At 68.9% G+C, this 19,224-nt stretch carries 16 protein-coding genes and 1 riboswitch; of the genes, 13 read left to right on the plus strand and 3 right to left on the minus strand.

Translation table 11 applies throughout. The features are described from left to right. The first annotated feature begins 60 nt into the window (after positions 1–60). The 5 genes from CSW62_RS11285 (at position 61) to hflX (ending at position 6,308) form a co-directional block, all read left to right on the plus strand. On the plus strand, positions 61–2,304 hold the full coding sequence (locus CSW62_RS11285; RefSeq protein ID WP_099577819.1) for a PAS domain-containing sensor histidine kinase: 2,244 nt from the start codon (positions 61–63) through the stop codon (positions 2,302–2,304). Next, entirely contained in the window at positions 2,301–3,689 is a 1,389-nt protein-coding gene (gene ntrX / locus CSW62_RS11290; RefSeq protein WP_099577821.1) for a nitrogen assimilation response regulator NtrX, read from the plus strand. Before CSW62_RS11285 ends, ntrX begins: the two co-directional genes overlap by 4 nt. Continuing rightward, on the plus strand, positions 3,690–4,553 hold the full coding sequence (locus CSW62_RS11295; protein WP_099577823.1) for a D-amino-acid transaminase: 864 nt from the start codon (positions 3,690–3,692) through the stop codon (positions 4,551–4,553). A 156-nt stretch (positions 4,554–4,709) separates the two neighbouring features. Then, entirely contained in the window at positions 4,710–4,958 is a 249-nt protein-coding gene (gene hfq, locus CSW62_RS11300) for an RNA chaperone Hfq (protein WP_013079113.1), read from the plus strand. A 12-nt stretch (positions 4,959–4,970) separates the two neighbouring features. Continuing rightward, positions 4,971–6,308: a GTPase HflX gene (gene hflX, locus CSW62_RS11305; RefSeq protein ID WP_099577825.1), complete on the plus strand. Its 1,338-nt coding sequence runs from the start codon at positions 4,971–4,973 to the stop codon at positions 6,306–6,308. A gap of 21 nt (positions 6,309–6,329) precedes the next feature. Here the strand turns inward: hflX and mazG are convergent, their stop codons facing one another. The 3 genes from mazG to cobU all read right to left on the minus strand — a co-directional run bounded on the left by mazG (position 6,330) and on the right by cobU (position 9,863). Beyond that, entirely contained in the window at positions 6,330–7,178 is an 849-nt protein-coding gene (mazG, locus tag CSW62_RS11310; protein WP_099577827.1) for a nucleoside triphosphate pyrophosphohydrolase, read from the minus strand. Next, positions 7,135–8,532, minus strand: a complete 1,398-nt coding sequence (locus CSW62_RS11315; RefSeq protein WP_099577829.1) for an MFS transporter — start codon at positions 8,530–8,532, stop codon at positions 7,135–7,137. The genes mazG and CSW62_RS11315 overlap by 44 nt, the downstream gene beginning before the upstream one ends. Positions 8,533–9,344: 812 nt before the next feature. After that, complete coding sequence (gene cobU / locus CSW62_RS11325; RefSeq protein ID WP_099577833.1) at positions 9,345–9,863, minus strand: bifunctional adenosylcobinamide kinase/adenosylcobinamide-phosphate guanylyltransferase; 519 nt, start codon at positions 9,861–9,863, stop codon at positions 9,345–9,347. Positions 9,864–9,899: 36 nt separating this feature from the next. Then, positions 9,900–10,090, plus strand: a riboswitch (cobalamin riboswitch). Between the two features lie 147 nt (positions 10,091–10,237). Here cobU and CSW62_RS11330 point away from each other — a divergent pair. The 8 genes from CSW62_RS11330 to cobT are packed head-to-tail and all read left to right on the plus strand — an operon-like array spanning position 10,238 to position 19,222. Next, entirely contained in the window at positions 10,238–12,190 is a 1,953-nt protein-coding gene (locus CSW62_RS11330; protein WP_099577835.1) for a TonB-dependent siderophore receptor, read from the plus strand. Between the two features lie 4 nt (positions 12,191–12,194). Further along, entirely contained in the window at positions 12,195–13,208 is a 1,014-nt protein-coding gene (locus CSW62_RS11335; protein ID WP_233206660.1) for a threonine-phosphate decarboxylase, read from the plus strand. Next, the gene (locus tag CSW62_RS11340; protein ID WP_099577837.1) at positions 13,205–14,041 is read left to right on the plus strand and encodes an ABC transporter substrate-binding protein; all 837 of its coding nucleotides are present in this window, start codon (positions 13,205–13,207) and stop codon (positions 14,039–14,041) included. Before CSW62_RS11335 ends, CSW62_RS11340 begins: the two co-directional genes overlap by 4 nt. Continuing rightward, the gene (locus CSW62_RS11345; protein ID WP_099577839.1) at positions 14,038–15,024 is read left to right on the plus strand and encodes an iron ABC transporter permease; all 987 of its coding nucleotides are present in this window, start codon (positions 14,038–14,040) and stop codon (positions 15,022–15,024) included. Before CSW62_RS11340 ends, CSW62_RS11345 begins: the two co-directional genes overlap by 4 nt. Further along, complete coding sequence (locus CSW62_RS11350) at positions 15,021–15,791, plus strand: ABC transporter ATP-binding protein (protein WP_099577841.1); 771 nt, start codon at positions 15,021–15,023, stop codon at positions 15,789–15,791. Before CSW62_RS11345 ends, CSW62_RS11350 begins: the two co-directional genes overlap by 4 nt. After that, positions 15,781–16,752, plus strand: a complete 972-nt coding sequence (gene cbiB, locus CSW62_RS11355; protein WP_099577843.1) for an adenosylcobinamide-phosphate synthase CbiB — start codon at positions 15,781–15,783, stop codon at positions 16,750–16,752. Before CSW62_RS11350 ends, cbiB begins: the two co-directional genes overlap by 11 nt. Beyond that, positions 16,740–18,200, plus strand: a complete 1,461-nt coding sequence (locus tag CSW62_RS11360) for a cobyric acid synthase (RefSeq protein WP_099577845.1) — start codon at positions 16,740–16,742, stop codon at positions 18,198–18,200. The genes cbiB and CSW62_RS11360 overlap by 13 nt, the downstream gene beginning before the upstream one ends. Beyond that, positions 18,197–19,222 (plus strand): nicotinate-nucleotide--dimethylbenzimidazole phosphoribosyltransferase, encoded by a 1,026-nt coding sequence (cobT, locus tag CSW62_RS11365; RefSeq protein WP_099577848.1) that lies wholly within the window; start codon positions 18,197–18,199, stop codon positions 19,220–19,222. The genes CSW62_RS11360 and cobT overlap by 4 nt, the downstream gene beginning before the upstream one ends. Positions 19,223–19,224: the final 2 nt, after the last annotated feature.

A 19,224-nucleotide genomic window follows, 5' to 3' on the forward strand; every position in this document is an offset into this window, starting at 1 on the left:
TGAAGCTTTCTCGGCACATAGCTGTTGAATTTAGGACACACGCTCCTAAACTCGTCGGCGATGTCTTCAGTGGCTTACGCGACGGGATCGGAAGACCCGCCGACCCGGTTCAGCCGGGCCTGGTGGCGGGAACTTCTGCGGTCGCGCTACCTGACGGGCGGGGCCTACGCCCTGGCGGTCATCCTGACCGTCGCCAGCGTCGCCCTGGCCTCGTCGCCGCCTAAGACCGATTCGATCAGCACCGCCTCGACGGTCATCCTGGTGGTGCTGGGTTTCAACCTGGTGCTGATCCTGGGCGTGGCCACCGTGGTCGGCTTGCGCCTCTACGACCTGATCGACGCCCGGGCCAGCGACGCTGGCGCCCGCCTGCACCTGCGCTTCGTCGGCCTGTTCTCGCTGGCGGCGGTGGCCCCGGCGGTTATCGTGGCGCTGTTCTTCGGCGTGCTGGTCAACAGGGGCGTGGACGGTTGGTTCAGTCAGCGGGTCCAGACCGTCGTCGGCAACTCGGCCAAGGTCGCGATCTCCTATGTCGAACAGCAGAAGAACTACATCTCCGAGCACATCGGCCCCATGGCGGCGAACCTCAATGAGGCCGCGCCGGCCCTGGCCCATTCGCCGGTGGCTTTCGGACACTTCCTGGCCGACGAGACCAAGAACAACGGCTTCGCCGCCGCCTACATTCTCGACCGTGACGGCCGCGTCCTGGCGCGGGCCGAGCTGCGGGACGCTCCGCCGTTCCTGGCCCCGCCGCCGTCCAGCTACCAGGCCACGGACACTGGCGAAGTCACCGCCCAGCGGTTTGTCTCCACGGACCTTTTCCGGGCTCTCTACAAGCTGAGCGCCTTCCCGGACGCCTATCTCTATGTGGTCCGGCCGATCGAGAAGGGCATCCTGACCCACCTGATCGAGACCCAGGACGCCCTGGTCTCGTACCGCGACGCCGAGCGCAGCCGCGGACGAATCCAGGCGATCTTCGGCCTTAGCTACCTGGAGACCGCGCTACTGGTTCTGGTGGCCGCCATCTGGGTCGGCATTGCCGCCGCCAACTCGATCGCCGGCCCGGTGGCCGGTCTGGTCGAGGCGGCTGGTCGCGTCTCCGGCGGCGACCTCGACGCCAGGGTGGAGGCCGACACCGGCCCCGAGGAGATCCGGGCGCTGTCCAACGCCTTCAACATGATGACCAGCGAGCTGCAGTTGCAGCAGGCCGCGCTGAAGGCCGCCAGCCTCGACGCCGAGAGCCGCCGCCTGTTCATCGAGACGGTGCTGTCCGGGGTCAGCGCCGGCGTCGTCAGCCTTGACGAGCACGGCAAGGTCTCGGCGGTGAACCGCCGCGCCGTGACTCTGCTCGGCCTGCCGGACGGCGCGCTTGGGACCGACCTCATCGAGCTGGCGCCCGAGTTCGAGACGGTGATGCAGGCGCTGCAGGAAAGCCGCCCCGACACCGATGTCGAGGTCGACATCCAGCGCGAGGGCGAGACTCGGCGCCTGCGGGTCCGCGCCGCCGGCCATGTGGCCGAGGGGCTCGTCCTGACCTTCGACGACATCACCCGCCTGATGGCCGCCCAGCGCAACGCCGCCTGGAAGGACGTCGCGCGCCGCATCGCCCACGAGATCAAGAACCCCCTGACCCCGATCCAGCTTTCGGCCGAGCGCCTGCGCCGCAAGTACCGCAAGGAGATCGCCAGCGACCTGGAGACCTTCGACCGCTGCACCGAGACGATCATCCGTCAGGTCGGCGACATCGGCCGGATGGTCGACGAGTTCTCGGCCTTCGCCCGCATGCCGGCCCCGCGCTTCGAACCGGCCAACCTGACGGAGATGCTGCGACAAGCCGTTTTCGCCCAGCGCTTCCAGGACGCCGAGATCGAGGTCAAGCTGCAGGAACCGGGCGGCGAGGACGTCTGGATCACCTGCGACGAGCGGATGATCGGCCAGGTCCTGACCAACATCCTGAAGAACGCCGGCGAGGCCGTCGGCGCGCGCCGCCTGGCCGATCCCGACCTGAAGGGCCGGATCACCGCGATCCTCAGCGCGGACGCTGACGAACTGTGCGTGACGATCGAGGACAATGGCGTCGGTTTGCCCGCCAAGGACCGCGATCGCCTGACCGAACCCTATGTGACCACCCGCGAGAAGGGGACAGGTCTGGGCCTGGCCATCGTCAAGCGGATCATGGAGGACCATGGCGGCGGCCTGGCCCTGATCGACGCACGCGAGCTTCCCGGAGCCCGCGTGATCCTGAAATTCCCGACGACCGTACGACTGCACGCCGCTATCCGTAGCGGCGCTGAGGAGATGATATGAGCGCCGACGTTCTTGTGGTCGATGACGAAGCCGACATCCGCGAGCTGGTGGCCGGCATCCTGGAGGATGAGGGCTATGCGGTGCGCACGGCCGCCGATTCCGACCAGGCCCTGGCCGCGATCCGAGCCCGCAAGCCCGCGCTGCTGGTGCTGGATATCTGGATGCAGGGCGGCGGCATGGACGGCCTGGAGCTGCTGGACATGGTCAAGGGGTTGGACGCCGACCTGCCCGTGATCATGATCTCGGGCCACGGCAACATCGAGACCGCTGTCAGCGCCATCAAGCGCGGCGCCTACGAGTTCCTGGAAAAGCCGTTCAAGTCCGACCGCCTGCTGATGATCGTCGAGCGGGCGCTGGAGGCGGCCGGGCTGCGCCGCGAGAACCGTCGCCTGCGGACCCAGACCCTGACGCCGGATGGCCTGATCGGCAAGTCGGCGCCGGCCCAGGCCCTGCGGCAGTTGATCCTCAAGGTGGCCCCGGCCAATAGCCGCATCCTCGTCTCGGGCCCGCCGGGTTCGGGCAAGGAACTGGTGGCGCGCCTGATCCACGGGGCAAGCACCCGCGCCAAGCAGGAATTCGTGGCGGTCAGCGCCGCCGGCATGGCCCCAGAGCGTCTCGACGTCGAGCTGTTTGGCGAGGAAGGCGAGGGCGGTCGGCCGCGCAAGATCGGCGTGTTCGAACGCGCTCACAACGGCACCCTCTATCTCGACGAAGTGGCCGACATGCCGCGCGAGACGCAGGGCCGCATCCTGCGGGTTCTGGTCGAGCAGCGCTTCCGCCGGGTCGGCGGCGACAATGACGTCCAGGTCGACGTGCGGGTGATTTCGTCAAGCTCTAGGGACCTGCGTGACGAGATCACCAGCGGGCGCTTCCGCGAAGACCTGTTCCACCGCCTGAACGTGGTGCCGGTCCGCGTGCCGGGCCTGGCCGAACGTCGCGAAGACATTCCCGAGCTGATCGCCTACTTCGTCGACAAGATCAGCGAGGCCACCGGTCTGGCGCGCCGCAAGCTCGGCGAGGATGCACTGGCCACGCTGCAGGTGCAGACCTGGCCGGGCAATGTCCGCCAGCTGCGTAACAACGTCGAGCGTATGCTGATCCTGGCTTCGGGCGAGCCGGGCGAGGTGATCACCGCCGATATGCTAGCCGGCGCCGACCAGCCCAGCGCTGGCCACGCCGGGGCGATCGGAGCCGAGCGGATCATCGCGCTGCCGCTGCGCGAGGCCCGGGAACTTTTCGAGCGCGAATATCTAAACGCTCAGATCCTGCGGTTCGGCGGCAATATCTCGCGCACCGCCAATTTCATCGGGATGGAGCGCTCGGCGCTGCACCGGAAGCTGAAGTCCCTGGGCGTGGCCGGCGCCCGGGCGGAGGAGGAAGAGTAGATGTCGCGTTTCGCCTATGTGAACGGCCGCTTCGTGCGTCACGGCGAGGCCGCCGTGCATATCGAGGATCGCGGCTATCAACTGGCTGACGGCGTCTACGAGGTCTGGGCCGTGTTTGGCGGCAAGCTGGCCGACGCCGAAGGCCACTTCGCCCGCCTGTGGCGCAGCCTGGACGAGCTGCGCATCGCCCATCCGATGAGCGAGGCATCGCTGACCCTGGTCCTGCGCGAGGCGGTGCGACGCAACAAGGTCAAGGAAGGGCTCTGCTACATCCAGATCACCCGCGGCGTCGCCAGGCGCGACCACGCCTTTCCGAACCCGGCCGTCCCGCCCTCGATCGTCATCACCGCCAAGTCGCTGGACCGCGCGGCCACCGAATCCAAGGCCGCCAAGGGCGCCTCGGTGATCTCGGTCCCCGAGAACCGCTGGGGGCGTTGCGACATCAAGTCGATCGGCCTCCTGCCGAACGCCCTGGCCAAGCAGGCGGCCCGCGAGCGCGGCGCGATCGAGGCCTGGTTCGTCGACGACATGGGCCTCGTCACCGAAGGTGCCTCGTCCAACGCCTGGATCATCGACGCCGAGGGCATGCTGCGCACCCGCGACACCAACGCCAACATCCTGCGCGGCATCACCCGCTCGACCTTGCTGGAAGTGATCCGCGAGACCGGCCTGCCGTTCAGTGAGAAGCCGTTCACGATCGCCGAGGCCCAGGCCGCGAGGGAGGCGTTCATTACCGGGGCCGGTTCGCTGGTCACGCCGATCACCCAAGTCGACGGCGTCAAGCTGGGCGACGGAGCGCCTGGTCCGGTGGCGATCGGCCTGCGGCGCTCCTATATCGAGCGAGCGCGCCAAAAAGCCGTCTGAGATCGGAGCGATATTCGATCGACGAGCCTTCGGTCCGCGCGGTCTTGCGGAAATTTTCCCTGCGCGCTTGTCGCTTTCGGCGAAAAATCCTCTAGCATGGCCTTGTTTGTGTGGGGGGCGTGTTGCCCTCCGATAACAATGAGAGGGGAACCCCCGATGTCTGCCGAGAAGAAACAAAACCTTCAGGACACCTTCCTGAACAGCGTGCGCAAGTCGAAGACGCCGCTCACCATCTTCCTGGTCAACGGCGTGAAGCTGCAGGGCGTGGTCAGCTGGTTCGACAATTTCTGCGTCCTCCTGCGTCGCGACGGCCAGTCGCAACTGGTCTACAAGCACGCCATTTCCACCATCATGCCGGCTCAGCCTGTTCAGCTCTATGAGCCCAGCGCCGACTCCGACGACTGAATTTAGAGACGCTTGTCCAAATCCACATCCAGGTCGATTGACCACGCCGCGCCGATCCTGAAGGCGCTTGTCATCCATCCGGCGCGGCAGCTGCGCGGCCAGGCGGCCATCGAGGCCCGGGATCCCCAATCCCGGCTCGAGGAAGCCGTCGGCCTCGCGATCGCACTCGATCTCGACGTCGTCGAGACGGTGATCGCGCCGCTGCGCGCCGTCACGCCGGCGACCCTGTTCGGCAAGGGCAAGATCGAGGAATTCGCGGTGATCTGCGAGGTCGAGCACATCGACGTCGCCGTCTTCGACGACCAGCTCACGCCCATCCAACAGCGCAATCTCGAGAAGGCGCTGGAGGTGAAGGTCGTGGACCGCACCGGGCTGATCCTCGAGATCTTCGCCCGCCGGGCCCGGACCCGTGAAGGCCGTCTGCAAGTCGAGCTGGCCAGACTCGAATACGAACGCTCGCGCCTCGTCCGCACCTGGACCCACCTTGAGCGCCAGCGCGGCGGCACCGGCAATACCGGGGGGCCCGGCGAAACCCAGATCGAACTGGACCGCCGTCTGATCCGCGACAACATTCTCAAGCTCAAGAAGGAGCTGGAGGAGGTGCGCCGCACCCGGACACTGCACCGCAGCGCCCGCAAGAAGGTCCCGTATCCGACCGTCGCCCTGGTCGGCTACACCAACGCCGGCAAGTCCACGTTGTTCAACCGCCTGACCGAGGCGGAAGTCCTGGCCAAGGACATGCTGTTCGCGACGCTGGACCCGACCCTGCGCACCGTGAAGCTGCCCGACGGGCGGCCGGCGATCATGTCCGACACCGTCGGCTTCATCTCCGACCTGCCGCACGAGCTGGTCGAGGCCTTCCGCGCCACCCTCGAGGAGGTGCAGGAGGCCGACGTGGTTCTGCACGTCCGCGACGTGGCCAATCCCGACAGCGAATCCCAGGCCCGCGACGTCCAGACCGTGCTGGCCGAACTGGGCGTGACGTTCGACGAGGGCAAGACCGTCGTCGAGGTCTGGAACAAGGTCGACCTGCTTTCCGAAGACGACCGCGAGGTCGTCGAGGGTCATGCCCGGCGCAAGGAGGCCTCGGCCGTCTCGGCGGTCACGGGCGAGGGCTGCGAAGCCCTGCTGCGTCGGATCAGTGGCCTGATCGACGACTCGCCGCCGGTCGAGATCCAGCTGAAGGCCCAGGATGGCCAGGCCATCGCCTGGATCTACCGCAACGGGCGGGTGCTGAACCGCTACGACGGTCCGGACGGCGACGTCACCATCGTCACCCGGCTGGACAGTCAGGCGCTGGGCCGGTTCGAGCGCCAGTATCCCGGCGCCCTGGTCGGCACGGTCGACTAGAAGCGCCGAGGGGAAGGGCGACTAGCCCTTCTTCTCGGCCGCCTTGGCGTCGTTCCACAGGGAGTCCATTTCCGCCAGATCGGACTGGTCGGGCGTCTTGCCGCGCTCGGCCAGGCCCGCCTCGACGAAGGCGAAGCGGCGGGCGAACTTGGCGTTGGTGGCGCGCAGGGCGTCTTCGGGATCGACGTCGAGCTTGCGAGCAAGGTTGGCGCAGACGAACAGGATGTCGCCCAGCTCCTCGCGCGCCTTGGCCATGTCGCCGGCCTCGATCTCGACCTCGATCTCGGCGGTCTCCTCGCGCAGCTTGTCCAGGACCTCTCGTGCCGAGGGCCAATCGAAGCCGACGCGGGCGGCGCGCTTGGTCAGCTTGACGGCGCGGGTGAGGGCGGGGAGCCCCGCCGGCACGTCGTCCAGCACCCCGGTCTTGGCCTTGGCCTTGCGCTCCTGGGCCTTCAGCTCCTCCCAGCCGGCGATCTGGGCCGAGAGGTCCTCATAGGCGTGGTCGCCGAACACGTGCGGATGGCGGCGGATCATCTTGTCGGAGATGGCCGCAGCCACGTCCTTCAGGTCGAACGCGCCCTGTTCCTCGGCCATCCTTGAATGGAACACCACCTGCAGCAGCAGGTCGCCTAGCTCGTCGCGTAGCTCCGGCAGGTCGTTGCGCTCGATGGCGTCGGCGACCTCGTAGGCCTCCTCGACCGTGTAGGGCGCGATCGTCGCGAAGGTTTGCTCCAGGTCCCAGGGGCAGCCGCCGTCCGGATCGCGCAGCTTGGCCATGATCTCGACCAGGCGGAAGATGGGGTGGCCACCCTCGCCTTGAGAGCCTTCATTCGGCGGGGCCAGGGGCGGGGACTTGCTGGGGGAGGACATTGGCTTCCGGCTCCGCTGCGGGGGCGCCCCCCTGCGCCGCATCCATCGCCGCGAGCTGGCGCTGAATCTCGGCGACGCGGGTCGCATCCAGCGGATAGCGCAACATGATGGCGGCGACCACCAGTCCCATCGTCGCCGGGACGACGGCGTACATGGCGATCAGCGCGTTGTCGCCGGAGACGGTCGGAACCTTGGGGTCGAAACCCATCCACTGCAGGACCGGGAAGGCCCCGATCGCCAGGGCGTAGCCGAGCTTCACCGTACCGGTCAGGATGGCGTAGAGCAGGCCGGTGCGGTCGACGCCGCTGGTCAGCCGCTCCTCGTCGCCGATGTCGGCCATCATGGCGCGCACCAGCACGGGCGCGGCCGTGTAGGGGATGCCAGCCAGGATCAGGACGAGCATGCCGATTCCGGAATTGCCGACCGGCGTGAACACGGTGGCGACCTGGACGATGGCGTAGATCACGGCCGCGACGGACAGAGCGCGGTGCTTGCCGATGCGCTTGGCCAGCAAGGGCCAAAGCGGCGCGCTGAGCAGGCCGGCGAGGAAATAGATCAACAGCAGCACGCCCGACTGCGTCTTGTCGAAATGCTTCACCCGCTCGAAGAAGAACAGGAACAGCGCCCCAGCGATGCCCGGCGCCAGTCCCATCAGCAGGTCGGCCAGCAGCAACATGCGCACCGACGGACGGCCCAGCAGCGCCAGATACTGCTTTATGCCGGCCGCGTGTCGCACGACCGGCGCGGCGGGCTCGCCGACGACGCGGACGGCCATCAGGATGGTGATCGGCAGCAGGGCGACGATGAACCAGCCCATGGCGCGTACGCCCTCGGCATGGCCGGTCTTGAAGACGCCCACCAGCAGCGGCGGCAGGCACAGCACCAGGATCATGCCGACCATGTTGCCGGCCTGCCACCAGCCATAGATCCGCGACCGCTGCTGATAGTCGCTGGACAGCACGCCGCCCCAGGCGGTGTGCGACAGGACGACCATTGAATAGCCGGCATAGGTGAGCAGCAGCCAGCCCCACAGGTAGAAGGCGCTGGCGCCGGGCTGGCCCATGAACAGGGCCAAGGCCCCGATTCCCACCACCGGCATGCCCGCCAGCAGCCAGGGCCTGAAGCGTCCGAGCTTGGTGCGCGTACGGTCCATGATCCCGCCCAGGAACGGGTCCAGCGAGATGTCGATCAGACGCACGAACAGGAAGGCCGCGCCGACCGCCGCGAGCGAGAGCCCGATCGTGCTGACATAGAATTCGGGCAGGTAGACCACGAGCGGCAGGCCGAGCGCCGCGATGGGAATGTTGGGCGAGGCGAAGGCCGCCAGGGCCCACGAAGACCGTCGCTGCGTCATCTGGTTACTCCTCCCCGCGCTGTTGCTCGCGCTCGGACACTAGAAGGCCGCTGAACGACCGTTTGAATGAGTGTGCGAGCATTGTCCGGCGAGCGCCAGCCTCTTCCTTTGACGCTGCACGGCTCCGCCACTTCACGCGGCTGCCCGCTGAAGGTGTGGAAAGGGATGCGGAGCGCCGGACAGCGTCCGGAGTTTGGAAATAGAAATACCGTTTCGACGAAGGCAGACGCTCCGCGCGGTCGTTATCCGGAAGCGTGGCGTCCCGACGCTGTTCGCGCCTGTTCGCCCTTGAAGCCTCCGACGGGCAGGCCAGGCCGCGAAGCCTGGTCCCGGTCAGGAGCCTTTCAGCTCCCCTGTCGCTCTCCTCGGCCTGCATCCACCGTCGTTTCTGTGTTCCAGGGTCGACTACCTCGGGGATGGTGCAGTTGCGGCCCCAAGTCGCCTTGAGCCCGCGCCGACGAGCGCGCCCGCTCGATCGCCCCTCATCGCCGCAACGGTCGCTGGCCATGCGCCCTTTCCTCGCGACGAGGTGAAGAGAGAATACGGCAGGTTTTGAAGCCGGGGACGCGGGGCGGCGAATGCTCGTGCCATCCCCATGAAACCCTCTCTCTTTGAGAGAGGGAGGGGCCCATGCGCAGCATGGGAGGGTGAGAGGTTACACACTATCCGGACAGGGCAATGACAAGGCAAGCGGCTGAAACGGGAGGGTTTTCCCGGCCAACCGTGAAACCTCTCACCCTCCCACGCCTGCGGCGCGGGCCCCTCCCTCTCTCTTAGAGAGAGGGATTCAACGCCCGCACGTCGACGGGATTTCACCCCTGCGGCTTCAGCTTCAACGGCAACCCAGCGGCCACGAAATAGACCTCGTCGACCGCCTGGGCGAGCCGCTGGTGCAGCCGTCCGGCCTCATCCCGAAAGCGTCGGCCCAGCGGCGTCTCTGGCACCAGTCCCAGGCCGACCTCGTTGCTGACCAGCCATAGGCGAGCGGGGCAGGCGGCGACGGCTTCGACCAGGGCGGTCGCCGCCGCCGCGATGTCGCGCTCGTCCAACATCAGGTTCGACAGCCACAGCGTCAGGCAGTCGACGACCGCCACGGCGTCGGCGGGCAGGGCGGCGATCGCCTCGGCCAGGGCCAGCGGCGCCTCCACCGTCCTCCATGATTCGCCGCGGTCGGCTTGGTGGCGGGCGATGCGCTCGGCCATCTCGTCGTCGAAGGCCTGGCCGGTGGCGATCAGCACCGGCGAACCCGCCAAGACAGCGGTTTCCGCCGCTTTCTGGGCGAAGGCGCTCTTGCCGGAACGGGCCCCGCCCAGCACCAGGATCGACGTCATGGAAGCTCCACATTGACCGTAAGCGGTGCAGCCTATAGGGCTGCCCCCGCACCAGGCTCCTCGAAAGAGGATTAAAAGGGAACGAGGTTCAAGACCTCGGCTGCCCCCGCAACTGTAAGCGGCGAGTTCTAGCGTCACATGCCACTGGGGTCTTCGGACCCTGGGAAGGCGACGCCAAGAGCGATGACCCGTGAGCCAGGAGACCTGCCCGGCGCAGTCGTTCATCGCTCGGCCGGGGTGCGCCGAACGAACGGGATCTCCCGCGAAACGACAGTCAAAGGGCCGCGCGACGGTCCGGGGCGTACGCGTGGCTGTCCAGCTGGCGAGTACGTCGCGGGCAGCCGTGCGGGTCGTTCAACTGGGAAGATTGAAACATGATCCGAACGTTCCTGAGCTCCACCGCGCTCGCAACCCTCCTTGTCTCGGGTTCGGCCATGGCCGACGAGCAGAAGGCCCCCGAGGCCGATGTCGCCGGCGCTGTCGGCGCCAATGGCGTCGCCGAACTGATCGTCACCGCCACGCGCACCGCTCAGCCGGTCGAGAAGGTCGGCGCGTCGGTCACCGTCCTGACGCAAGCCGCCATCGAGGCCAGCCAGGCCATCTCGGTGACGGAGCTGCTGGCCCAGACGCCAGGCGTCAGCTTCACCCGCAACGGCGGGCCGGGCACGGCCACCAGCCTCAATATCCGCGGCGCCGAGACCCAGCACACCGTGGTGCTGATCGACGGCGTCAAGCTGAATGACCCGTCCTCGACCCAGGGCGGCTTCAACAGCGGCAACCTGCTGGTCGGCGACATCGCGCGCATCGAGGTGCTGCGCGGCGCCCAGTCGACCCTGTGGGGCAGCCAGGCTGTCGGCGGCGTGGTCAATATCGTCACCGCCGAGCCCACCGTCCCCTTCACCAGCTCGATCGAGGCCGAAGGCGGCGCGCGCAAGACCGGCTACCTGCGGGCCGGCGTCGGCGGCGCTTCGGAGAAGATCACCTGGCGCCTGGCCGGCGGCTACTACACCACCGACGGCTTCTCTTCCTACAAGCTGGGCAAGGAGAAGGACGGCTACCAGAACACCGGCCTGTCGGGCCGCGTGCGCGTGGCCCTGGCCAAAAACATCTCGGCCGAGGTCCGCTCGGTCTACTCCAAGGGCAAGAACGACTTCGACACCTTCAACGGTGACAGCGCCGAGTTCGGTCGCACCGAGGAACTGGTCGTCTATACGGGCCTGAACTTCGCCCTGCTGGATGGTCGCTGGAACAACCGCCTCGGCTACGCCTATACCGACACCGACCGCGAGAATATCAATCCCGCCCGCCCGGCCGCGCCGCTGACCTTCGACGCCGCCGGCAAGAACAAGCGCTTTGAATACCAGGGCGTGTTCGCGGTCTCGGACACCTGGACCGCCACCTTCGGCGCCGAGACCGAGAAGGCGCGTATGCGCACGCGCTCGCCGTCGGTCTCCAAGCCGAACCCCGCGTTCAGCACTGGCCGCGTCGGCGTCGACAGCCTCTATGGCCAGCTGCAGGTCGAGCCGGTGAAGGGCCTGACCCTGACGGGCGGCCTGCGCTACGAGGACCACGACACCTATGGTTCGCACACCCTGGGGCAGGTCGCGGCCGCCTGGGCGCTGAACGAAGGCGACACCGTCCTGCGCGCCAGCTTCGGCCAGGGCTTCCGCGCCCCGGGTCTCTACGAACTCTACAGCGAGTACGGCAACCAGAGCCTTTCGCCGGAAAAGTTCGACAGCTGGGACGCCGGGATCGAGCAGCGCTTCTTCGGCGGCAAGGCCCGCGCTTCGGCCACATGGTTCCACCGCGAGGCCGACAACGAGATCCGCTTCTTCTCGTGCGCCTCTGGCTCGACCACGGCCCTGTGCAATCCGAACGGCGCGTTCCGCTTCGGCTACTATGACAACGTCCAGAAGACCAAGACGCAAGGGGTTGAGCTGATCGGCGAGGTCAAGCCGATCGAGGCCCTAACGATCACCGGCAACTACACTTACACAGACGCGGAGTCCGACTCGGGCGCCAGCAAGGGCAAGCAGCTGACCCGCCGCCCGAAGAACATGGGCAACCTGTCGGCCGCCTATCGCTGGCCCGTGGGCCTGACCACGACGGTGGCGGTGCGTTACGTGGGCAAGACCTACAACAACGACACCAACACCCAGGTGGTGAAGGACTACACCCTGGTCGACCTGCGCGCGGCCTATCCGATCAACGAGACCCTCGAGGTCTTCGGCAGGGTCGAGAACGCGTTCGACAAGGACTACCAGACCATCCTGAATTACGGGACGCCGGGACGCGGGGCCTTCGTGGGCCTGCGGGCGCGGTTCTAGGCTGATGTCGGCGTCGATTTCCACGATCGGCGCCTTCCGGCACGGCGGCCGTCTCCGCGAGGCGATGGCCGCTTTTCCGGACGCGCCGCGTCCCTGGCTGGACCTGTCGACTGGGATCAATCCCGAGCCGTGGTCCGGCCAGCGGGCGCCGGCCGACGCCCTGCGCCGGCTGCCCGATCCGCTTGAGCTGGCTGAACTGGAGGCGGTCGCCGCGCGCGCCTTCGGCGTCGCCGATGCTGGCCGCGTGGTGGCGACCTCCGGGGCGGAGGCGGCTCTGCGTCTTTTGCCCGGTCTGATTGGCGGGGGGCGGGTCGCGCTGCTGGCCCCGATCTATGGCGGCCATGTCGAGACCTGGGCGGGGTCGACGCCGGACCTCATCATGTCGGTCGCCGATCTCCGCGCCTTGGGCGCCGACGTGCTGGTCTTGGTCAATCCGAACAATCCCGACGGCCGGCGGATCGAGCGGATGACCTTGGCCGCTCTGGCGCAGGAACGGTCGGACGCTGGCCGCTGGACGGTCGTCGACGAGTCCTTCGGCGAGGTCGCGCCGGAGCTCAGCGTCGCCGACCTGGAGATCGACCGGCTGGTGACCCTGCGCTCGTTCGGCAAGTTCTACGGGTTGCCGGGAGTTAGGCTGGGTTTCCTGATTGGAAACAAGATGTTCACGGGGGAATTTCGTGCGCTTCTGGGCGACTGGCCGGTCGGGGCCGACGCTCTGGCCATGGGGCTGGCGGCCTATGCCGACGACGCCTGGAAGGCGCGGACCCGGATGTGGCTGGCGACCCAGGCGGGCGCGGTCGACGCGGTCCTGGCCGAGGCGGGCCTGAAGTTCCTTGGCGGCTGCGATCTCTTCCGCTGGGTCGAAGCGCCTGACGCGCGCGGCCTGTTCACCCAGCTCTGCGCTCGGGGTGTGCTGACGCGGCCCTTCGCCGATCGTCCCGACCGACTTCGCATTGGCCTACCTTCATGCAATGAATTCAATCGCTTAAAACATGCTCTTCAGGCGGTGACGTCATGAACCGTCGTGAAGCGATAGCCGGCGCCCTGGCGATCACAGCGGGTGCTCCGTTGCCCATCCCCAGGCGTATCGTGTCGCTCAACAGCTGCCTGGACGCCATGCTGGTCCACCTGGCCGACCGGAGCCAGATCGCCGCCCTCAGCCACTATGCCCGCGAGGCGCAGGCCTCCACCGTCGCCGCCCAGGCCCGGACGCTGCCCTACACCTGGGAGAGCGCCGAGGAGGTCATCGACCTGATGCCCGACCTCGTTCTGGCCAGTCAGCATTCCGCGCTGGCGACGCGCAATGCGCTCAAGCGCCTGCACGTGCCGGTCCAGCGCTTCAAGGTTCCCAAGTCGATCGACGAGAGCCTTGGCCAGGTTCGCAAGGTGGCCAGGCTGGTCGGCCATCCGGACCGCGGCGAGGCCCTGGTCGCCCGTATCGAGGCGGCGATCGCGGCCGCCAAGCCCGCGCCGGGCGCCCGGCGACTGACGGCCCTGATCTATCAGCCCAACGGCTTCGCGGCCGGTCCCGGCACCCTGGTCGACGAGATGATGGACCACGCCGGCTTCGACAATGTCGCTCGCCGCTTCGGCCTGAAGACCTGGGGCAATGTCGGGCTGGAGCGCCTGCTGGCCGATCCGCCTCAGGTGCTGCTGGTCGGCGTTTCCGCGCCTGGCGCGCGCAGCTGGGCCGACCGGATCATGACCCATCCTGCCCTAAAGGCCGTGGCCGGGCGGATGCGCCAGGCGCCGCTGCCCGAAAAGCTTCTCTATTGCGGCGGCCCGGTCCTGATCGAGACCGCCGCGGCCATGGCTCGCGTGCGGGTCCAAGCTCTGAAGGAGGGCGCATGAAGTTGCGGAGTCCATGGGCGATCTGCGGCGTCCTGCTGGCGCTGCTGGTCGTGCTGTTCGGCGTCAGCCTGTGCGCCGGGCGCGTCTGGGCGCCCTGGAGCGCCTGGACCTCGGGCGGCGCCGACCCGCGCTGGGCCATCGTCTTTGGCCTGCGCCTGCCGCGCACCATCCTGGCCATCCTGGTCGGCGGGGCGCTGGGCCTCTCCGGCGCGGCGCTGCAAGGCTACACCCGCAATCCGCTGGCCGATCCTGGCGCCCTGGGCGTCTCGGCGGCGGCGGCGTTGGGCGCGGTGCTGACGCTGTATCTGGGTGCGGCGGGCGAGGCGAGCTGGATACTGCCGGCGGCCGCCATGGTCGGGGCCGGCCTTGGCGTCGCGGCGCTGCTGGGCCTGGCGGGCGTCACCTCCAGCATCGTCACCTTCATCCTGGCCGGATTCGTGATCCAGACGGTCTGCGGGGCGGGCATTGCCCTGGCCCTGAACCTCGCGCCCAACCCTTGGGCGGTAAACGAGATCGTCAACTGGACGCTGGGCTCACTGGCCGACCGCAGTGTCGACGAGGTCAAGCTGGCCGCGCCGGGGATCGTCGCCGGCGGGGTCCTGCTGCTGACCCTGGGACGCTCGCTGGACGCCCTGACCCTGGGCGAGCAGGGCGCAAGGTCGCTGGGCGTCGACCTGTCGCGCACGCGCCTGCTGATGGCCCTCGGCGTCGCCGTGGCGGTTGGGTCCAGCGTGGCGGTGACCGGCGTCATCAGCTTCGTTGGCCTGATCACTCCGCACCTGCTGCGGCCGCTACTGGGCGCCAAGCCGAGCGCGGTGCTGCTGCCGTCGTTCCTGGGCGGCGCGGCCCTGACCCTGGCCGCCGACATCCTGGTGCGCCTTACCCCGGCCGCCAGCGAGGTCAAGCTGAGCGTCGCCATGGCCATGCTGGGCGGGCCGTTCTTCCTGGCCATGCTGATCTCGATGCGGCGGAGGTTGGCATGATTTCCGCCCGAAACTTGACCCTGGCCCTGGGCGGCCAAGCGGTGCTGGACGGCGTCTCGGCCGATTTCGCAAAGGGCGGCGTTATCGCCATCGTCGGACCGAACGGCGCGGGCAAGTCGACCTTGCTGGCGTGCCTGGCTGGCCTACGTCGTCAGGACAGCGGCGCGGTCACCCTGGACGGCGCGGCGGTCTCGGCCATGCCCGGCCGCCAGCGCGCCGGCCGCATCGCCTTTCTAGCCCAGACGCCGGAGATCGCCTGGGACGTCGACGTCCGAGCCTTCGTCGGCCTGGGGCGCACGCCGCACCTCGGCGCCTTCGGCCCTAGCGCCGAGGACAGCGCGGCGATCGACGCCGCCATCGCCGCCGCCGGCCTGGAGACCTTCGTCGACCGCGCCGTCACCCGGCTGTCGGGCGGCGAGCGGGCCCGCGCCCTGATCGCCCGGGGCCTGGCTGGCCAGACCGACTGGCTGCTGGCCGACGAACCGCTGACGGGCCTGGATCCCGGCCACGCCCTCGACGCCCTGGCCCTGTTCCGCCGCATGGCCCACGACCAGGGCAAGGGCGTGATCGTCACCCTGCACGACCTGAACCTGGCCGCCCGCTTCGCCGATCGTGTGCTGGTGCTGAGCCAAGGCCGCCTCGTCGTCGACGGCGCGCCCGATGTGGCTCTGACGCAGGAAACCCTGTCCGCCGTCTATGGCGTCGTCGTCCGCCTTCACGCGGGCGAGGGCGGTCCGCTGATCGAGGTGCTGGGCCGTGCCGGCTAGACTATCGTCCACCAGCCCCTGGATCGTCCTGGCGGCGGCCGTCGTGGAAGCCGCCGTGGGCTATCCGGACGCCCTGCACCGGCGCGTGCCGCATCCGGTCGTCTGGATCGGCGGACTGATCTCGGCGCTGGAGGCGGGGCTCAACCTGCCGGAATTCGGCGCGACGGCCCGCCGCCTGCTGGGCGTCGTGACCCTGCTGACCATCGTCGCGATCAGCGCCCTGGCGGGTTGGTTGGTCGCGGCCCTCGGCGGCGCTTGGGCGATCGTGCTGGTCGGGACCCTGGGCCTGGCCCAGCGCAGCCTGTTCGACCATGTCCGCGCCGTCGCGAAGCCCCTGGCGGCGGGCGACCTGGATAGCGCTCGGATCATGGTCGGCCACATCGTCGGCCGCGATGTGGCGCGGCTGAGCGAAGGCGACATCGCCACGGCCGCGATCGAGAGCCTGGCCGAGAGCTTCTGCGACGGGATCGTAGCGCCGCTGTTCTGGTTCGTGGTCGCCGGCCTGCCGGGCCTGTTCGTCTATAAGGCCGTCAACACGGCTGACAGCCTGATCGGCCACCGCGAGCCGCGGTGGCGGGCGTTCGGCTGGGCCTCGGCGCGGTTTGACGATCTGATGAACCTGATCCCGGCGCGGCTGGCGGGCGGCGTCATCGCGCTCGCCGGGCGCGGTGGCTGGAAGGTCATGCTGCGCGACGCCGGCAAGCACGCCTCGCCCAATGCTGGCTGGCCAGAGGCGGCCATGGCCGGGGCGCTCGGCGTTCGCCTGGGCGGTCCGGCCTGGTATGACGACGCGCTTTCGCAACGCCCGGTGCTGGGCGAGGGCCGGTCGGCGACGCCTTCCGATCTTACCCGCGCCCTGCGGATCTATGTTGTCGCGTGCGGGCTCCTCTGGGTGATGCTGGCAGTCGCCGGGTTCGTCTGGGCCGGGTTCGTCCGGGGAGGATTCGCATGGCCGCTCTGATGATCCAGGGCTGTGGTTCCGATGTCGGCAAGTCGGTGCTCGTCGCCGGCCTCTGTCGTCTGTTCGCCAATCGAGGCCTCAGCGTCCGGCCGTTCAAGCCGCAGAACATGTCCAACAACGCCGCCGTGACCGCCGACGGCGGCGAGATCGGCCGCGCTCAGGCCCTGCAGGCCTTCGCCTGCCGGGTGTCCCCGACCGTCGACATGAACCCGGTCTTGTTGAAGCCCCAGAGCGACGTCGGCGCCCAGCTGATCGTGCGTGGCAAGATGGCCGGGACCTGGAAGGCGCGCGGCTATCAGGAGGGCAAGGGGGCGCTGCTGGAGACGGTCTTGGAGAGCTTCCGAACGCTGGAGGCGGAAAGCGATCTCGTCGTCGTCGAGGGCGCCGGCAGTCCGGCGGAGATCAATCTGCGCGCCAGCGACATCGCCAATATGGGCTTCGCGATCGCGGCGAACGTGCCCGTCGTGCTGGTCGGCGACATCGATCGCGGCCACGTGATCGCCGCCCTGGTCGGCGCCCACGTGGTGTTGGACGACGCGGATCGCGCGATGATCAGGGGCTTCCTGATCAACAAGTTCCGGGGCGATCCCAGCCTGTTCCAGAACGGCCGAACCGAGATCGTCCGTCGCACGGGCTGGGTCGACCTCGGCATGGCCCCGTGGCTGGCGGCGGCGCGGCGCCTGCCGGCCGAGGACGCCGTGGTGCTGGACCGCGCCGCGACCGCTGACGGCCGCAAGGTGCGGATCATCGTGCCGATGCTGTCGCGGATCGCCAATTTCGACGAGTTCGACGCCCTGCGCACCGAGCCCGAGGTCGAGTTCGCCTTCGTGCCCCCAGGCACGGCTCTGCCGGGCGACGCGGACCTGGTCATCCTGCCGGGGACCAAGGCGACCCTGGCCGATCTGGCCTTCTTGCGCGCCCAGGGGTGGGACATCGATCTGGCCGCCCATGTCCGCCGAGGCGGTCGGGTGCTGGGCGTCTGTGGCGGCTACCAGATGCTGGGCCGGCGGGTGTCGGATCCGGACGGTATCGAAGGCCAGCCGGACTCGGTCGAGGGTCTGGGCCTGCTCGACGTCGAGACCATCATGACCGGCGACAAGACCCTTCGACCTGTCGCGGGACGGCTGGCCGGCGGGGCGCGTTTCGAGGGCTACGAGATGCACGTCGGCCGCACCACGGGCGCGGTCTCGCCGATGCTGACCTTTGACGACGGCGTCACCGACGGCGCCGTCTCGGCCAATGGTCTGGTGCGCGGCGCCTATGTCCACGGCCTGTTCGACCGGGGCGAGGCGCGGGCGGCTCTGCTGGCCGAACTGGGCGCGGCGTCCGATGCCGTCGACCAGGCCCTCCGCGTCGACCAGGCTCTGGACGAGATCGCCGCGGCGCTGGAGCAGGCCTTCGACATTCCCGCCCTGGCCGCCATCGCCGGCCTGGAGAATTTCCGATGAATTTGCCGCCTGTCATCCCCGTCGACCATGGCCAGACGGAGCGGCTGCGCGCGCTGATCGACGGCAAGGCCAAGCCGCCGGGGGCGCTGGGGCGGATCGAGGACCTGGCCGTGCGTCTGGCCTTGATCGCCGGCGAGCGGCCGCTGGACAGGGCGTTGCTGCTGGTCTTCGCCGGCGACCACGGCCTGACCGCCGAGGGCGTCTCGGCCTATCCCTCCAGCGTCACCCAGGCCATGGTCGCCACCTTCCTGGCCGGCAAGGCCAGCGCCAACGCCTTCGCCCGCGCGGTCGGGGCCGAGCTGCGGGTCGTGGACGCCGGGGTGGACGCCGAGCTGCCCCCCCATCCGAACCTGCTGGCGGAAAAGGTGCGGCCCGGGACGCGCAATGCCGCCCTTGAGCCGGCCCTGACCGCTGGCGAGGTCGACCAGGCGCTGGAGACCGGCGCGCGGATCGCCAGGGACGCCGCCGCCGAGGGCTTCGAGATCCTGGCCCTGGGCGAGATGGGCATCGGCAACACCGCCTCAGCGGCGCTGCTCATGCACCGCCTGGTCCCCGCGCCGCTGGCCGAGTGCGTCGGGCGAGGAACCGGTCATGACGACGCTGGCCTGGCCCGCAAGCTGGCGGTCCTGGAGCGGGCGGCGGCGCGATCGGGCGCCACGGAGCCCGCCGCCGTCCTCGCCGAGTTCGGCGGGCTGGAGATCGCCATGATGGCCGGGGCCGTGATCGGCGCGGCGTCGGCGCGGGTCCCGGTGTTGGTCGACGGCTTCATCGCCTCGGCGGCGGCGCTGGCGGCGATCCGCCTGGTTCCTGCCGCCAAGGACTACTGCGTGTTCTGTCACCGCTCGGCCGAGCAGGGTCACCAGCGGATGCTGACGGCGCTGGAGGTTGAGCCGCTGCTGGATCTGGGCCTGCGCCTGGGCGAGGGCACCGGCGCGCTGCTGGCCCTGCCGGCCATCCGCGCCGCCTCGCGGCTGCTGAGCGACGTCGCCAGCCTGGACGACGTGCTGAACGGGCGGCTCTGAGC

The organism is Caulobacter sp. FWC2, from assembly GCF_002742625.1.
Taxonomy (GTDB): Bacteria; Pseudomonadota; Alphaproteobacteria; order Caulobacterales; family Caulobacteraceae; genus Caulobacter.

Bases quoted from the DNA above. Each gene is read 5' to 3' on its own strand.
- CSW62_RS11350 (WP_099577841.1), top strand. From the start codon at position 15,021: ATGATTTCCGCCCGAAACTTGACCCTGGCCCTGGGCGGCCAAGCGGTG.
- CSW62_RS11330 (WP_099577835.1), top strand. From the start codon at position 10,238: ATGATCCGAACGTTCCTGAGCTCCACCGCGCTCGCAACCCTCCTTGTC.
- CSW62_RS11295 (WP_099577823.1), top strand. From the start codon at position 3,690: ATGTCGCGTTTCGCCTATGTGAACGGCCGCTTCGTGCGTCACGGCGAG.
- CSW62_RS11340 (WP_099577837.1), top strand. From the start codon at position 13,205: ATGAACCGTCGTGAAGCGATAGCCGGCGCCCTGGCGATCACAGCGGGT.
- mazG (WP_099577827.1), bottom strand. From the start codon at position 7,178: ATGTCCTCCCCCAGCAAGTCCCCGCCCCTGGCCCCGCCGAATGAAGGC.
- CSW62_RS11345 (WP_099577839.1), top strand. From the start codon at position 14,038: ATGAAGTTGCGGAGTCCATGGGCGATCTGCGGCGTCCTGCTGGCGCTG.
- ntrX (WP_099577821.1), top strand. From the start codon at position 2,301: ATGAGCGCCGACGTTCTTGTGGTCGATGACGAAGCCGACATCCGCGAG.
- CSW62_RS11360 (WP_099577845.1), top strand. From the start codon at position 16,740: ATGGCCGCTCTGATGATCCAGGGCTGTGGTTCCGATGTCGGCAAGTCG.
- CSW62_RS11315 (WP_099577829.1), bottom strand. From the start codon at position 8,532: ATGACGCAGCGACGGTCTTCGTGGGCCCTGGCGGCCTTCGCCTCGCCC.
- CSW62_RS11335 (WP_233206660.1), top strand. From the start codon at position 12,195: ATGTCGGCGTCGATTTCCACGATCGGCGCCTTCCGGCACGGCGGCCGT.
- hfq (WP_013079113.1), top strand. From the start codon at position 4,710: ATGTCTGCCGAGAAGAAACAAAACCTTCAGGACACCTTCCTGAACAGC.
- CSW62_RS11285 (WP_099577819.1), top strand. From the start codon at position 61: ATGTCTTCAGTGGCTTACGCGACGGGATCGGAAGACCCGCCGACCCGG.
- cobT (WP_099577848.1), top strand. From the start codon at position 18,197: ATGAATTTGCCGCCTGTCATCCCCGTCGACCATGGCCAGACGGAGCGG.
- cobU (WP_099577833.1), bottom strand. From the start codon at position 9,863: ATGACGTCGATCCTGGTGCTGGGCGGGGCCCGTTCCGGCAAGAGCGCC.